We start from the raw sequence: 15,301 nt of genomic DNA on the forward strand, positions 1-15,301 counted from the left end.
GTTTGTTGACCAATCGTTGCTTTTATTAACATTGATGCATAATATGATTTTGCAATGCGTGGATGATTTGCGCGGTCATTCCCCAAATAAATTGCCCTTGATAGTTGATGGCAAATACACGGTGGTGTTGCTGTTTTACGCAAAAAGTGTCGCTGTAGAGATGTTTCGGGTCGAGCACGATTTCGACAGGTACCTCGAAAACCGATTCCACCTCGTTATGATCGATTTCTGCAAAATAATTTGCATCAATGAAAGCAAGGTACGGTGTTACCGAAAACTGGCTAATTGTTGGCAGTTCGGGCATCTGTCCAAATATCTCAATTTGCTGTGCAAAGACCCCGATCTCTTCATGCGTTTCTCGCAATGCGGTTGCACGTAGTGAGCCATCCTCGAGTTCATATTTTCCGCCAGGAAAGCTCACTTGCCCCGGATGGTGCTTTAAATGCGCTGCACGTTTGGTAAAGAGCACATTTAATCCGTTCTCTCGTTCAACAAATCCAATCAATACCGCCGCTTTGCGCAAAGTCTGATCTTGCAAATGATCGAGTCGTTTAAGCGATTCCCGATGATAGGCGGCAGGCTGCTGTAACGAAAAGCGCTGAATGAGTTGTTGCCTGCTCGGGGGGATATGCACATTAACTTCCTATAGGTATTTGAAAAAGCCAGTTTTATAGATCATGCTTTGAATAATATATAAAAGGTTAGCGAACTCGTCACTCTACCTCAAGGTGCTCTATATATCGAAAGGTAAGTAGTTGAAAAGAGATTAGTAGAAAACCACGATAAAGGGCTGGGCATGAAAGGAATCATATTTACTGAATTTCTGGATCTTGTGGAGCAGAAATTTGGGCTGGAATTATTGGATGAGTTATTACTTGAAGCGAATGACGAGGGTATCTATACCTCTATTGGCAGTTACGACCATCGCAATTTGGTCAAACTGATCGTGCTACTGAGTCAAAAGACGGGAATTTCCGCGGAAGATCTACAGCAAGTGTTTGGTCAGTCTGTTTTCCTCAATCTATACGCATCCCTACCGAATAAAGCCAGTTTAGGCGAATGCAAAAACTCTTTTCAATTTGTACGTTTAGTAGAAGATTACATTCACATAGAAGTGAAAAAGCTCTACGCAGAGGCGAATCCACCTAAATTTGAATTTATTTCCGAAACGGAAACCAAAATGGTGTTCGACTATAAAAGCGCTCGTTGCATGTCTCATGTTTGTCTTGGCTTAGTCAAAGGTTGTGCCGAGCATTTTAATGAAATCCTTGAAATCACCATGACCAGTGAAACGGCCGATAATAGCCATGTGCGTTTTTATCTCTCACTGGTTGAATGAACGTAATGGATAGCAGTAGTGCATTAGAACGCAAAGTCGCCCGAGAAAGGGCGGCGAGAAAAGCGGCTGAGTCTTTGCTCGAGCAAAAAAGCCTTGAGCTTTATGAGGCAAATCAGCAGCTCAAATTAGTGCTCGGTCAGTTAGAAAGCCAAAACTTACAAGGGTTACAAAAACTCGAGTTTGAAGGTCATATCAGCGAAACCCTTATTCACTTTGGTCGCGCGTTTTTAACACGGACGTTGGATGATGGTTTGTTATCGAGCTTTCTCGAGCGTTTATCTGCTTGCTCTGTCATTTACGGTATCCAATTTCACCTTGTGCCAGCAACGTTATCGACAGTGCTCGGCAGTGAATTTGGCGTCATGCAGTCATTCGTCTCGGAACCCAAAAAGAGTGAATATTGGCAAGGCAATATTCTTCACTTACCACTCGAAGTCGATCATAAGTTGATCGGGCAGTTGTGTGTTGATGTTGATCTTAGTGATATTGAACCGCGTTTTATTTCCAGTCAGCTAACTTTGGTGGTTGAGTTACTTTGCAGCGCGATTAGCCGCCAATTGATGGTGGAAAAAACTCAGCAGGCCCGCAAACAAGCGGAAGAATCTGAACGAGCCACCAAAGAGTTTGTGGCGATGATTAACCATGAGTTGAGAACCCCGCTTAATGGCTTACTTGGCAGTGCGGAGTTATTGTCGGACACGCCGTTGAATAATCAGCAAATGCAATTGCTGACCAATTTAACGCACTCAGGTGACCTTTTAAGACACATCATCAATGACTTGCTCGATTACAGTAAAATGAGTGCGGGAATGATGGAATTGTTTCCTACCCATTTCAGTTGGCATGATTTGAAAAGCATGCTCAATGGCATTTTTTCTCCCCGGGCTCAAGAGAAACGCATTTTCTTTATCATCGAGGAATCCCCTAATATGCCCGCGGCGTTTTATGCCGATTTTGAACGCATTAGTCAGATTTTGGTCAATTTGATTGGTAACGCGATTAAGTTTACCTCTGAGGGAAAAGTGGAAGTGTCGGCGTCGTGGCAAGAGGATAATTTACACGTGTTGGTTTCGGATACTGGGTGTGGTATTCCACAACAAGCTCAAGCAGAGTTGTTCGATCCCTTCGTTCAGGCTGATCGAACGACCAAACGAAGTTTTGAAGGGACCGGGCTTGGTTTAGCGATTTGTAAAAATTTGGTTGAATTAATGGATGGGCAGATCGGCTTTGAAAGCGATGTTGGCGAGGGCAGTACGTTCTCAATTCAATTACCGTTGAATGTTGCGCATCAACCTGCTCAAAATACCGAAGCCTTGCAGACACAACGAGTACACAAGACTCTGGATAGTTTATCCGTTTTGGTGGTTGATGATATTCGTATGAACCAAGTGATCATCAATCAAATGCTGAAAAAATTTGCGATTGAACCAGATCTTGCCGAAAACGGCTTGGAAGCAATTAAAGCTGCAGAACAAGGCCAGTACGATTTGATCTTTATGGACTGCCGCATGCCTGAAATGGATGGTTTTGAGGCGGCGAATTACTTGCGCGCTCATCATTATTCTCGCCCAATTATCGCCTTAACTGCTGGGACTACGCTTGAAGAACGCGAGCGCTGTATTGAGAGTGGTATGGACGATATCCTCACCAAGCCCTACACGGCGGCAGATTTGAAATTGATGATAGAAAAATGGATCTAACGAGCGTCAGATCCATTGATTTGTTTGTCGCGACTTACTTTTATCGCTACTTATTCATTGTTATTTATGCTTCGCGGTTAACTACTGAAATAGGTCGTTACGCATTTTCCAGCGCCGGTAAAATGCGGCTTAATTTATCGAAGGTTTCTTGATATTCCGCATCACACTGGCTGTCTGCGACTAAGCCTCCGCCTGCCCAGACGTACAATTGACCTTTCTCCGCCACCAGAGTGCGAATGGTAATGCTGGTATCCATTCGGCCATGACGGCTGATATAACCAATACTACCGCAATAGGCATTGCGTCGGTGTGGCTCTAGCTCTTCGATAATTTCCATCGCGCGCACTTTTGGTGCTCCTGTAATGGAGCCTCCGGGGAAACTGGCGCGCAACAAATCAACGGCAGTATAGTTTTCATCTAATTCGGCTTTGATGGTACTGACTAAGTGATGAACGGCAGGGAAGCTTTCGATATCAAATAGCTTTGGTACATGCACGGTCCCGGGTTTTGCTACGCGACCGACGTCATTACGCAGCAAATCGACAATCATCAAGTTTTCGGCTTGGTCTTTCTCGGCTAAGGAGAGCTCGAGAGCAGAGGCTCTATCGAGAGTTTCATCGGCAAAACGCGGACGTGTACCCTTAATAGGTTTGGTTTCAATGACGTTGTCATTCACTTGCAAGAATCGTTCAGGGGAGACACTCAAAATGGCGCTGTGCTCGGTACGAATAAAGGCAGAAAACGGCGCTTGGTTTACTTGCTCTAGTTTTTGGTACGCTTGCCATTCATCACCTTGGTATTGTGCACTGAAACGTTGAGCAAGGTTAATTTGGTAGCAGTCGCCAGAAAGAAGGTATTGCTGCACTTGTTCAAAGCGAGTTTGGTACTGAGTTTTGGTCAGGTTTGACTGCCATGGGCTTTGCAGTGCAAATGGCGTACACCGTTGCTCATCATACTGCTGCGCTTGTTGCTGTAGCCATTGCCAATGCTGGTCGGTATTGTTACCTACGACCCAAGCTTGTTGCTGTAGATGGTCAATAACAACGGCCCAATCATAAATACCCACCGCCATATCTGGCGAAGAGAGATCGTGCTCGGCTAACGCCGGAATTGATTCAACTCGACGACCTAAATCATAAGAAAAATAACCTAACGCGCCGCCAACAAATGGTAAATCACCCTCATAATCACAAGCGCCCAAATGCGTTTGCTGTATTTGCTCAATCAAACGAAATGGGTCTTGTTCAGAACGAGTTTGTTCATCTTGCTCAGTGATTACTGTTGTCTCTCCAAAGGTGGTCAATGTCACCAGAGGATTCGCCACTAAGATATCGTATCGGCTGTCGACATGTTGCGAAGATGCTGAGCGTAGTAACATCACCCAATGTTGCTGGGCAATAGGGGCGAACAGGTGGCAAGCTAGATCAGAAGAGTAGGAAATCTGTTTGATTTGTAAGCAATTTGATTGGCTGTTATTCATTTGTTTAATTTGTGACAAAGAGATCGTTCACTTCGTGGCGCGTTGAGGAAAGCAAGAGTATCATAACCAAATCATAACCCGCTACTTTGAATAAAGGTTGATGGCGAAGCGTACTCAGAGCGCGATAGCAAACGTTTAAATAAAGTGGGAATAAACGGAAGCAAATAAGAGGCAAGTAATGACTATAATCCGCAAACAGGATGTGATCAGCAGTGTTGCTGATGCGCTGCAATATATTTCTTACTACCATCCGCTCGATTTCGTTCAAGCGCTGGAAAAAGCTTATCATCGTGAAGAAAGTCAGGCGGCAAAGGATGCGATCGCCCAGATTTTGATTAACTCTCGTATGTCGGCGGAAGGTCATCGACCAATTTGCCAGGATACTGGCATCGTTACTTGCTTTGTGAATATTGGTATGGGTGTTCAATGGGACTCCACCGATATGACGGTTCAGCAGATGGTGGATGCGGGCGTACGTGAAGCGTACACCAATCCAGATAACCCATTACGAGCTTCTGTTTTAATGGATCCTGCGGGTAAACGTATTAACACCAAAGACAACACGCCTGCGGTTGTGCACATTAATATGGTGCCGGGGAATAATGTTGAGATTCAAATAGCGGCTAAAGGCGGCGGTAGCGAAAATAAAACCAAAATGGTGATGCTCAACCCATCAGATGATGTGGCTGAATGGGTAGAAAAAACCTTGCCGTTAATGGGAGCAGGTTGGTGTCCTCCGGGCATGCTGGGTATTGGTATTGGTGGGACGGCGGAAAAAGCTGCTGTGCTGGCCAAAGAATCATTGATGGAACATATTGATATTCAAGAGCTTATCGACCGTGGCCCACAAAATGCGGAAGAAGAGCTGCGTTTGGATATTTTCAATCGTGTGAACAAACTTGGCATTGGTGCACAAGGTTTAGGCGGGTTGACGACCGTGGTGGACGTGAAGATCAAAACCGCACCAACACACGCAGCCTCTAAGCCGGTGTGCTTAATTCCAAACTGTGCAGCTACGCGCCACGTTCATTTTACGCTCGACGGTAGCGGCCCTGCAGAATTAACACCACCAAAACTTGAAGAGTGGCCAGACATCACTTGGGAAGCGGGCGCCAACACCCGTCGTGTCAATCTTGATGAAGTGACGCAAGCGGATGTAGAAGAATGGAAAACCGGCGAGACCGTCTTGCTCTCAGGTAAGATCCTAACCGGACGTGACGCGGCGCATAAACGCATTCAGGGCATGCTAGAAAGTGGTGAAGGTTTACCGAAAGGTGTCGATTTTAAAGGTAAATTTATTTACTACGTTGGTCCTGTTGACGCAGTAGGCGATGAAGCGGTGGGTCCAGCTGGCCCTACAACCTCGACACGCATGGATAAGTTCACCGACATGATGCTTAATGAAACGGGCATTATGGGTATGATTGGTAAAGCGGAACGTGGGCCAGCAACCGTGGAATCGATTAAACAGCATAAAGCGGTTTATCTAATGGCAGTTGGTGGTGCGGCCTACTTAGTGGCGAAAGCGATCAAAAAAGCCCGCGTAGTGGCGTTTGAAGATTTGGGTATGGAAGCGATCTACGAGTTTGAAGTAGAAGATATGCCGGTAACGGTTGCTGTGGACTCAAATGGTGCCAATGCACACCAGATTGGCCCTGACACTTGGAAAGTAAAAATCCAAGAAATGGAACTTGATTAAGTCAAGACACTGAATAAGTTGCCAAAAAATGACAAAAGTGCCGCGAAAGCTGCACTTTTTGTCTATATACTATCTATGACCAAGTAACTCCAAGAGGCAGGTCGGTGAAACTTTCACTCAACCAAGCATCTCGAAGCTACTTGGGAATCAACATTCATAAGACAAAATAACAGGGGGAGCGCAATGCCTCGCTTTATCCAAATTCTACAAATCATCATTGCAGCCGTGGTGGGTGCGTTTGTTGGTTACGATTTGATCCTTCATGGCATCAGCATCTTCGACGTTAAGTACGTCACCATTACTTGTGTGTTGTTTGTCTTGCTCGAAATTGCACTGTTTGTCATTTATAAACTGATTGAAGATGATTAATCCTATCTAGAATTAATCAACAACACTGCGCCTTTCGGGCGACTATGATATACATTAAACCTCTGATGAACCTCAGAGGTTTTTTTGTTCATCCAAGATTAATGTTGTATTGGTTATCCTAGGTACGGTTATCCGTTAACGAGAGTTTCAATGAAGAATATTCAGCAAGAAGTGAACGATTTTTTACACCGTAGTATGGACTCGCATGTGCGCATTGCTGTCACGGGTTTATCGCGCGCGGGGAAAACGGCGTTTATCACCTCACTGGTTAATCAGTTACTTCATACCTCGACTCACAGCCAATTACCTTTACTCAGTGCCAGTCGCGATAAGCGTCTAGTGGGTGCCAAGCGCGAACCACAATCTAACATGATGGTGCCACGTTTTGCCTACGATGAGGCAATGCAGCAATTACAGGGTGAACAACCTAATTGGCCTGAACCGACTCGCGATGTCAGTGAAATTCGCCTTGCACTCAAATATAAGCCAAGTAAGAAGACCAAAAGATTGTTCGGCAATACTGCGACATTAAACCTCGATATTATTGATTATCCGGGCGAATGGCTGCTTGATCTTCCCTTATTGGATATGGACTTTTCAGCTTGGTGCCAAAGCCAATTTAGTGCTTTAAAAGGTCTGCGTTTAGAGTTAGCTAAACCATGGCTAGAGCAACTGGAAGCGCTCGATTTAAGTGCTGAAGTGAGCGAAAGTCAATTAGCGTCGATTGCACAAACTTACACTCAATATCTGCATGATTGTAAAGACAATGGTTTGCATTGGGTCCAACCGGGACGATTTGTCTTACCGGGTGAACTGGAAGGCGCACCAGTGTTGCAGTTTTTTCCATGTCGCTTTGATGCCGATGTAAAAGCAGACAAGCACAGTAATTTGGCGATGCTAAAAGCGCGTTATCATGAATACCAAACCAAAGTGGTTAAAGCGTTTTATAAACATCACTTTGCTACATTTGATCGCCAAATTGTCTTGGTGGATTGTTTACAGCCACTGAATGCTGGCTACGAATCCTTTATGGACATGCGTAATGCCCTCGAGCAGATCATGCACAGTTTTCGTTATGGGCGCAGTTCGTTGCTAAAGCGTCTGTTCGCGCCGCGTATTGATAAAATCTTGTTTGCAGCCACTAAGGCCGATCATATTACCCCTGATCAGCATCCAAACTTAGTGTCATTGCTACAACAGATGGTTCACCCAGCGTGGCAAACCGCCTCATTTGAGAATATTGAAATGAGCTGTATCAGCATGGCATCGATACAAGCGACACAAACGGGTTTTATCAATCAAGGGGAACAATCAATCCCCGCGATTCAAGGGACAACAATGAATGACCAAGCCATCACGGTTTATCCCGGCGAAGTACCGCGAAAACTGCCGTCGGCATCGTATTGGCAACAAAAGGGGTTTGAGTTTACCGCCTTTAAACCATTGGTCACGCATCAAGATGAGCCACTGCCGCATATTCGCATTGATAAAGCATTAGAATTGCTGATTGGAGACAAACTAAAATGAGCGAATTCAAATCTAAACAGCTCTTTGATCAACCATTAAACCAAGAATCAAAGCCAGAACAAGAATTAACGGCGCAAATTCAATTCCAACCATCAGAAAAGTTTGTGCCTAGCGAGATAGAAGAGCCGCAAGGCGCGGAGGTAGAGCAACAGCTTGATCATGTGATTCGTCCAAAGTCCGGCCGAAAGTGGTTAAGTGCTGGCTTACTCAGTGTGTTTTCTGCCTTGGTCGGCTGGCAAGCAATCGATACAGTTATTACCGCTATTCAAACAGCAGATTGGCTTGCACTTGGTTGGGCTGGCTTTGTCTCAGCGTTGGCAGCATTGGGTATTGGTGCGATGGCGAAAGAGTTGTGGAAGCTGCGTCGCTTACGCAATCACTTTTCAGTGCAAGAACAGAGTGAATCCTTGTTGGCCAGTGACAGTGTGGGGCAAGGTAAAGCATTTTGTCAGCAGTTAGCGAAACAAGGTGGAATTCAACCGCATTCACCGAGTTATGACCGTTGGGTTAATTCCGTCAATGGCTCTCACAGTGATGCTGAAGTACTGGATATGTATGATGCCATGGTGATAGCGGAACAAGACAAACTCGCGACTCAGATCGTGTCGAAACACGCAACAGAGTCGGCGGCATTAGTGGCCATTAGTCCACTGGCAGTGGCAGACATGTTGCTGGTGGCTTGGCGCAATTTCAAAATGATTGATAGTTTGGCTCAAGTATACGGTATTGAACTGGGTTACTGGTCGCGTTTACAACTGTTCAAATCGACATTGGTCAATATGGCGGCAGCAGGCGCGAGTGAGTTAGCGATTGATGCGAGTATGGATTTACTCTCGATGGATCTGGCTGGCAAACTGTCAGCACGGGCAGGGCAGGGGCTTGGAGTAGGGATTCTGACGGCTCGATTAGGCATTAAGGCAATATCTTTATTACGCCCAATGCCTTGGCAAGCAGAGCGAGCGGTTAAACTGTCATCAATCCGCAAGCAAATTGTGGCGAAAGTCGCGTCTATCTCGGTCAAATAGCGTGAATGTGAAGCAAGTGATATCGCTTTGCTTGACGAGGATCTAGGCTTAGGGGAAACTACTGTCAACTTTTCCTGACACCTTAACTTAGGACTCTCTCAGTGCGTCTAGAAGTTTTTTGCGAAGACCGACTCGGCTTAACACGCGAGCTACTCGATATCCTTGCCTCTAAGAGCATTGATTTACGAGGCATCGAAATTGATATTTCTGGGATTATTTATCTAAATTGTCCGGACATCGATTTCGATACCTTCAGTGAATTAATGGCGGAAATTCGCCGTATATCGGGTGTAAAAGATGTCCGAAAAATTCAGTTTATGCCGATGGAAAGGCATAACACCGAGCTTATTTCGTTACTCAACAATCTTCCAGAACCGGTATTAGCGATAGACCTAAAAGGCAACGTCGACATGGCCAACCATGCTGCGTTGAATCTATTTAACCGTGACGAACAGGAAGTGATCGCTCATCAAATTGGTCAGCTGATTCCAAGTTTTAACTTCAGTAAATGGGCTGAAGGGCAAATTACTCGCCAGCGTGAAAATATCGTTATTAGCGGTCTTGATTACGTCATGGAAATCATGCCGGTTTACATCACGACTGAGAGTAAAGAATCGATCTTAGCCAGTACGGTGATGATTATCCGTTCTGCACAAGATAAGCCGCTGCTAAAAGAAACTCTCCCTTTACAGAACAATCTTGGCTTTGAGCATTTTGTCGGTGTCTCCAATCGTCATAAAGCGCTTATTACGCAAGCGAAAAAGCTGGCGAACCTTGAGCAACCATTGCTAATTCAAGGCGAAACGGGCACAGGTAAAGAGATGTTGGCACGCGCTTGCCATAGCCGCTCACATCGAGCGGGTGCTCCATTTTTAGTATTAAGTTGTGCTTCTATGCCTGATGACGTGGCGGAAACCGAATTGTTCGGTCATGCTCCGGGCAGTTTTAATCATCAAGAAGGCAATAAAGGGATCTTTGAACAAGCCAACGGCGGGACGGTATTTCTCGATGAAATCGGCGAGATGAGCCCGCATTTGCAAATCAAATTGCTACGTTTATTGCAAGATGGCACCTTCCGCCGTGTTGGTGAAGAGCACGAAGTGCATGTTAATGTGCGCGTCATTGCGTCAACTCGCCATAACTTGGCCGATTTAGCTGAATCGGGCGCGTTTCGAGAAGATCTTTTCTATCGTTTGAATGTACTGACGCTCAATATTCCATCGTTACGCGATCGTTCCAATGATATAGCACCATTACTTGAACTGTTTGTCGCCAAGTACATTAATCAGTTGGGTATGATGAAGCCTGAAATTGATGACAATCTTGTTGATCAGTTAGCATCATACAACTGGCCGGGTAACATGCGCCAGTTAGAGAACATGGTTCTACGTGCTCTCACTGAATTGGAAAGTGAGCGACTGACGGTTGAGCTATTCCATCTACCTCAGGTTGAAGCCTCGGTTTCAAGTGGGGGCTCGATCAACCTTGATGGTTCGCTTGATGACATTATGAAAGATTACGAATCCAAAGTGTTGGATAGACTCTATCAATCGTTCCCATCAAGCCGTAAGCTCGCTAAGCGCCTGAACGTTTCGCATACCTCGGTCGCGAACAAACTACGTGAATATGGAATTCGTAAAAGTTGATGTCGAAAGTGAGTACCCCTCTACAAGTGTATGAGGTGGATAAGGATATCGTTTTGCGTACCGCTGAGCCAACGGACGCGTATAAAATTAGTCAGTATTTTATTACTAACCGAAGTCACTTAAAGCAGTGGGAGCCAGAACGGGAAGCGGAATTTTTTACGTTACCAGGCTGGACACAGCGCCTGATCAAACTCAGTGATCTGCATCGGCTCGGGTTAGGGTATTATTTACTGATTATTGATCGTCACAGCGATCAAATGTTGGGTACGATATCCTTTAGTAATTTAACCCGCTTTCCAGTTCATGCTTGTCATGTTGGTTATTCACTGGCTGAACAAGCACAGGGAAGAGGAGTGATGGGGCGAGCGCTAAAAATGGCTCTCGACTACATGTTTACTAAGCAAAACATGCATCGAATTATGGCCAGCTACATGCCTCACAACCAACGTAGTGAAGCGGTATTAACGCGATTAGGTTTTGAGCGAGAAGGCTACGCTAAGGATTATTTATTGATTGATGGCCAATGGCGAGACCACGTTCTGACGGCGCTGATCAATTCTGAATGGCGTGAGGTAAAGAAGTAATGCAACGATTAGAGCAGCAATTGAATTTGATCATCGAATTAGATCAGCTCAAAAGCGTACTTCGCCGTACTCGGGTTAAAAGTGCTGATGGTCGATTGGAAAACAGTGCGGAGCATAGTTGGCATGTCGCTTTGATGGCAGTGCTAATGCAAGAGCATGCCAATCAACCGGTTGATATCAGCAAGGTAATGAAAATGCTGCTGTTGCACGATATTGTTGAAATCGACGCTGGTGACACCTTTGTTTACGATGTCGCTGCATCAGCGCAGCAAGAAGAAAAAGAACGTGCCGCCGCAGAGCGATTGTTTGGTTTGCTCCCGAGCGATCAGGCGACAGAGTTAAAAAATATTTGGTTAGAGTTTGAACAGGCCCAAACCGCCGAAGCAAAATACGCTAAGGCACTCGATCGGATTATTCCGATGCTTTTGAACTACCATAATGGTGGTCAAAGTTGGCAAGAACACAATGTAACTAAGCAGCAAGCATTAACGGTGAATCGTAGAATTGAAGATGGTTCATCTACTTTGTGGCATAAAGCCCAGCAACTAATTGAAGAAGCCAGCGAAAAGGGTTGGTTGAAGTCTTAATTGAGGAACATAGATGTCTTATTTACCTTTGGACCAGTACCAAAGAAAATGGATTTTTACCCATCAGTCGATGCCGGTAGCAGAGCAAGATCTTGAAGCGATCAAACCAATGGATCAAGCCCGTGCCGCCCAGTTGTGGAAAGATAACATCAGCGCGCAGAGTCCAGATGCTGACCGACTCGCCTCTAGTGATTGGCCAATGAAAGCGCCAAATTGGAGTAATAGTGTTGATTGGATGACGGCTTGGGAATCTGATGAAGAAGAATTGCCCGCTGAAATTTTAGAGTTTATCGACTGGCAAGATGATGTAACTGTTTATTTTTGTTATGAAAAGTATAACATCCTCGAAACCAAGTGGAGTATCTTCAAGAAATATTGGAAGAACTTCTTATTCTACGATGACGGTCCTTTTTTGATTGGCCGCCGCCGTACAGAAGCACTGTGGTTTGATGACAAAGGTCAGGTAAAACTGGGCAAACGCGATTAGTTTCCACGCAAAAATTAGACAAACGGGTTGGTCAAATGATCAACCCGTTTTATTTTGTACAAAATGATCAAAAAATGGATCTTAAAATTAAAATCAAAGCAACTCTATTTTGTGTGATATTACTCCAAAATAATTGATTAAATTGTGCGCAAAATGAAGCTTTTGTTATCATAAGGACATGGATGCCATATACGGTCATGGCTAAACTTTTGTTTTAGTTAGAATATTAGGAATGCGCTGTGGAAACGATGCTACTACAATTAAGAAAGGACTTTTACTCACACATTAGTTCGTTGCAAGCTCATACGCTTCCGCAAAGTAAACCAACATTAAGCGTTCTTACCGATGACGAATTAAAAGAGCTTGAGCACGTCTGGGTTGAGCTTTCTGTTTGGCAGCGCTCACAGGCCATTAATTGATCTAATTTAAGCTGCATCCTGCTGCTATATCGCCTCGGTAATCCCACAACCCGGGGCAAATGCCCACACTGTGCCATTGTTCTCTTTATTGAACACAATCATACACCTTCATTGTTTATTTCATTATCGAATCTTTTTCGACGCCATCAGTTCCTCTGCCAATTTAGTCTCTAGTCATGTCATTTCGTCACGTCTTAAACCAGGATAAATCTTTAACAAAATCCTCGACAAGCAACCTCTATCTTTATGAACTATAATTGTTATATTATAACAATAGTGATCTAACCATTGAATTCTTGAGTAAGAGTCCTCATAGTTAGTTACAAAGGACGGTCGTTTGATAGCGATAGTCAATAAATATTAAAAGAGTTCGAGTGAGTATTGATATGGCGGAAGTACGTGCCAGAGTAGAATTTAAAGTCGGTGTTGGAAGTAAAATTGACGCAGAGATCTTGTCTTTTAAGGGATTAAAAACGGACAAAGAGCATGTTGCGGTTATCTTTAAGCAAGCCGATCAAAGCCAAGATATCCCACTTGTGCGCATGCATTCAGAGTGCCTGACTGGCGATGTATTCCATTCTTCTCGTTGTGATTGTGGCGAGCAACTTGATGAAACGGTTGAGCGTATGGGGGAGTCCGGCGGTATCATCCTATACCTACGTCAAGAAGGACGTGGCATTGGTTTGTACAATAAGATTGATGCTTATCGTCTACAAAGTCAGGGTATGAACACCTACGAAGCCAATAATCACCTCGGCTTTGGCGATGATCTGCGTGATTTTTCAGAAGCGGCACAAATGTTATTAGCATTGGGTGTTGGCAAAATTCGCTTAGTGACCAACAATCCGAAGAAAGTCAAAGAACTTAAAGAGCACGGAATTGAGATTGCCGAAGTAGTGAACACCTTAGCGCATATTAAAGAGGGTAATGAAAGTTACCTTAAAGCCAAGGTCTCACACGGTAAACATCTGCTGAAATTCTAAAGCCTTGTTAACATGACGCGATAAAAACCTCATCTTTATGAGGTTTTTTTGTTTTTACCTTGCAAAAAAAATGTAACTTTGTATTATTCGCAATCTAAGTGTTAATGATAATAATTAGCACTACCAATTATAAAATAGATACGTAAGTTAATTAAGTAAGGTAACTTCAAGCTCAACAAGGACTTTAATCATGAAGGTAAAATCAGCTTTGGCGCGCTCCATTGCCGCCACTCTTGTGTTCGCAAGTGGTTCAGTTTTCGCTGCGGACGTCACCAAGCAGCAAGTGGTAGAACATTATGCCGACATCGCCCACGCGGTATTTTCTGATGCTTTGACTACAGCACAAGCACTCGATACGTCTATCGAATCATTTCTCAACACGCCATCAGAAAAAACACTCGCTGATGTAAAACAAGCTTGGCTCGACTCTCGCGTACCATACCAACAGTCTGAAGTATTCCGTTTTGGTAACGCAATCGTTGATGATTGGGAAGGGCAGCTGAACGCATGGCCTTTGGATGAAGGTTTGATTGACTACGTTGATGCGGATTATCAATACGAGTTGGGTAACGAAGGAGCGATTGCTAATATCGTGGCGAACAAAGAGCTTACTATCGGTGCGAATAAGCTTGATGTTGCAAAAATCACCCCAAAACTGATTGCGGATCTTAACGAAGTTGGCGGTTCTGAAGCGAATGTGGCATCGGGTTACCATGCCATTGAGTTTTTACTTTGGGGCCAAGATTTGAACGGCACTAACGCTGGTGCCGGTGAACGTGCCTATACCGACTTTGTGGTTGGTAAAGAGTGCACAAACGGCAATTGTGATCGTCGTGGTGATTATCTTCGCGCTGCTGCGGATCTGCTAGTGCAAGATCTTGAGTGGATGGAAAAGCAGTGGTCCTCAGAGCAAACAGACAATTATCGCCAAGTGTTGCTCAACGATTCAGCGGAAAATGGTCTGCGTAAAATGATGTTTGGTATGGGCTCATTGTCTTTAGGCGAATTGGCTGGTGAGCGCATGAAAGTGGCACTTGAAGCCAACTCAACGGAAGATGAGCATGACTGTTTCTCTGACAACACACATAACTCTCATTTCTATAACGAGCAAGGCATCTACAACGTTTATACCGGTAGCTACCAAAAAGTTGATGGCAGTAAAGTAGAAGGCCCAAGCATCTATAACTTAGTTGCACAGAAAGATCAAAAAGCCGCGGACGAAATTCAGAAGCAATTTGATGCTACACGCGCTCAAGTGGGTCAGTTAGTGACATCTGCTGAGAAAGACAATCAGCACTTCGATCAATTGATTGCTGCGGGTAACACTCAGGGTAACGCTTTGGTCAATGAAACGATCCTTTCACTGGTTGCGCAAACAGCATCAATTGAACGTGCAGCGAACGTGATTGGGATTACCAGCCTAAATCCAGATACCGCTGATCACGAATTCTAAATA

Annotated in this window: 15 protein-coding genes; 13 read left to right on the forward strand and 2 right to left on the reverse strand. The window is 44.6% G+C overall.

The features are described 5' to 3' along the window. Positions 1-25 precede the first annotated feature (25 nt). Positions 26-634 carry a CoA pyrophosphatase gene (locus RJD38_RS13070; protein WP_065545378.1) on the reverse strand — a complete coding sequence of 203 codons (609 nt, stop codon included), beginning with the start codon at positions 632-634 and terminating at the stop codon, positions 26-28. A 162-nt stretch (positions 635-796) separates the two neighbouring features. Here RJD38_RS13070 and RJD38_RS13075 point away from each other — a divergent pair, with 162 nt between their 5' ends. Beyond that, on the forward strand, positions 797-1,339 hold the full coding sequence (locus RJD38_RS13075; protein ID WP_065545377.1) for a heme NO-binding domain-containing protein: 543 nt from the start codon (positions 797-799) through the stop codon (positions 1,337-1,339). Positions 1,340-1,344: 5 nt separating this feature from the next. Beyond that, positions 1,345-3,039 (forward strand): ATP-binding protein, encoded by a 1,695-nt coding sequence (locus tag RJD38_RS13080; RefSeq protein ID WP_065545376.1) that lies wholly within the window; start codon positions 1,345-1,347, stop codon positions 3,037-3,039. A 97-nt stretch (positions 3,040-3,136) separates the two neighbouring features. On the opposite strand, the gene pabB is transcribed toward RJD38_RS13080, so the two are convergent. Then, on the reverse strand, positions 3,137-4,519 hold the full coding sequence (gene pabB / locus RJD38_RS13085) for an aminodeoxychorismate synthase component 1 (protein WP_065545974.1): 1,383 nt from the start codon (positions 4,517-4,519) through the stop codon (positions 3,137-3,139). Between the two features lie 178 nt (positions 4,520-4,697). On the opposite strand from pabB, the gene RJD38_RS13090 reads away from it, so the two are divergent. The 11 genes from RJD38_RS13090 to RJD38_RS13140 all read left to right on the forward strand — a co-directional run bounded on the left by RJD38_RS13090 (position 4,698) and on the right by RJD38_RS13140 (position 15,298). Beyond that, a complete protein-coding gene (locus RJD38_RS13090) occupies positions 4,698-6,218 on the forward strand; it encodes a fumarate hydratase (RefSeq protein WP_367971355.1) in 1,521 nt (506 codons plus the stop codon). A 183-nt stretch (positions 6,219-6,401) separates the two neighbouring features. After that, positions 6,402-6,587: a hypothetical protein gene (locus tag RJD38_RS13095; RefSeq protein WP_005598773.1), complete on the forward strand. Its 186-nt coding sequence runs from the start codon at positions 6,402-6,404 to the stop codon at positions 6,585-6,587. A gap of 150 nt (positions 6,588-6,737) precedes the next feature. Further along, positions 6,738-8,114: a YcjX family protein gene (locus tag RJD38_RS13100; RefSeq protein WP_065545375.1), complete on the forward strand. Its 1,377-nt coding sequence runs from the start codon at positions 6,738-6,740 to the stop codon at positions 8,112-8,114. Then, the gene (locus RJD38_RS13105) at positions 8,111-9,139 is read left to right on the forward strand and encodes a YcjF family protein (protein ID WP_065545374.1); all 1,029 of its coding nucleotides are present in this window, start codon (positions 8,111-8,113) and stop codon (positions 9,137-9,139) included. Before RJD38_RS13100 ends, RJD38_RS13105 begins: the two co-directional genes overlap by 4 nt. Before the next feature lie 101 nt (positions 9,140-9,240). After that, the gene (gene tyrR, locus RJD38_RS13110) at positions 9,241-10,785 is read left to right on the forward strand and encodes a transcriptional regulator TyrR (RefSeq protein ID WP_065545373.1); all 1,545 of its coding nucleotides are present in this window, start codon (positions 9,241-9,243) and stop codon (positions 10,783-10,785) included. Beyond that, complete coding sequence (gene rimJ / locus RJD38_RS13115; RefSeq protein WP_005598777.1) at positions 10,785-11,369, forward strand: ribosomal protein S5-alanine N-acetyltransferase; 585 nt, start codon at positions 10,785-10,787, stop codon at positions 11,367-11,369. The genes tyrR and rimJ overlap by 1 nt, the downstream gene beginning before the upstream one ends. Further along, positions 11,369-11,956: an HD domain-containing protein gene (locus RJD38_RS13120; RefSeq protein WP_005598778.1), complete on the forward strand. Its 588-nt coding sequence runs from the start codon at positions 11,369-11,371 to the stop codon at positions 11,954-11,956. Before rimJ ends, RJD38_RS13120 begins: the two co-directional genes overlap by 1 nt. A 13-nt stretch (positions 11,957-11,969) precedes the next feature. Then, complete coding sequence (locus RJD38_RS13125; RefSeq protein WP_005598779.1) at positions 11,970-12,443, forward strand: DUF2947 domain-containing protein; 474 nt, start codon at positions 11,970-11,972, stop codon at positions 12,441-12,443. Positions 12,444-12,682: 239 nt separating this feature from the next. Beyond that, the gene (locus RJD38_RS13130; RefSeq protein ID WP_065430484.1) at positions 12,683-12,862 is read left to right on the forward strand and encodes a hypothetical protein; all 180 of its coding nucleotides are present in this window, start codon (positions 12,683-12,685) and stop codon (positions 12,860-12,862) included. 386 nt (positions 12,863-13,248) lie between these two features. Further along, entirely contained in the window at positions 13,249-13,845 is a 597-nt protein-coding gene (ribA, locus tag RJD38_RS13135; RefSeq protein ID WP_065545973.1) for a GTP cyclohydrolase II, read from the forward strand. 190 nt (positions 13,846-14,035) lie between these two features. Further along, the gene (locus RJD38_RS13140; protein ID WP_367971356.1) at positions 14,036-15,298 is read left to right on the forward strand and encodes an imelysin family protein; all 1,263 of its coding nucleotides are present in this window, start codon (positions 14,036-14,038) and stop codon (positions 15,296-15,298) included. Positions 15,299-15,301 lie beyond the last annotated feature (3 nt).

This window comes from Vibrio scophthalmi (assembly GCF_040869025.1).
Lineage (GTDB): Bacteria > Pseudomonadota > Gammaproteobacteria > Enterobacterales > Vibrionaceae > Vibrio > Vibrio scophthalmi.

Coding starts and splice junctions, on each gene's coding strand:
- RJD38_RS13075 (WP_065545377.1), top strand. CDS start 797: ATGAAAGGAATCATATTTACTGAATTTCTGGATCTTGTGGAGCAGAAA.
- RJD38_RS13080 (WP_065545376.1), top strand. CDS start 1,345: ATGGATAGCAGTAGTGCATTAGAACGCAAAGTCGCCCGAGAAAGGGCG.
- pabB (WP_065545974.1), bottom strand. CDS start 4,519: ATGAATAACAGCCAATCAAATTGCTTACAAATCAAACAGATTTCCTAC.
- RJD38_RS13090 (WP_367971355.1), top strand. CDS start 4,698: ATGACTATAATCCGCAAACAGGATGTGATCAGCAGTGTTGCTGATGCG.
- RJD38_RS13095 (WP_005598773.1), top strand. CDS start 6,402: ATGCCTCGCTTTATCCAAATTCTACAAATCATCATTGCAGCCGTGGTG.
- RJD38_RS13100 (WP_065545375.1), top strand. CDS start 6,738: ATGAAGAATATTCAGCAAGAAGTGAACGATTTTTTACACCGTAGTATG.
- RJD38_RS13105 (WP_065545374.1), top strand. CDS start 8,111: ATGAGCGAATTCAAATCTAAACAGCTCTTTGATCAACCATTAAACCAA.
- rimJ (WP_005598777.1), top strand. CDS start 10,785: ATGTCGAAAGTGAGTACCCCTCTACAAGTGTATGAGGTGGATAAGGAT.
- RJD38_RS13120 (WP_005598778.1), top strand. CDS start 11,369: ATGCAACGATTAGAGCAGCAATTGAATTTGATCATCGAATTAGATCAG.
- RJD38_RS13125 (WP_005598779.1), top strand. CDS start 11,970: ATGTCTTATTTACCTTTGGACCAGTACCAAAGAAAATGGATTTTTACC.
- ribA (WP_065545973.1), top strand. CDS start 13,249: ATGGCGGAAGTACGTGCCAGAGTAGAATTTAAAGTCGGTGTTGGAAGT.
- RJD38_RS13140 (WP_367971356.1), top strand. CDS start 14,036: ATGAAGGTAAAATCAGCTTTGGCGCGCTCCATTGCCGCCACTCTTGTG.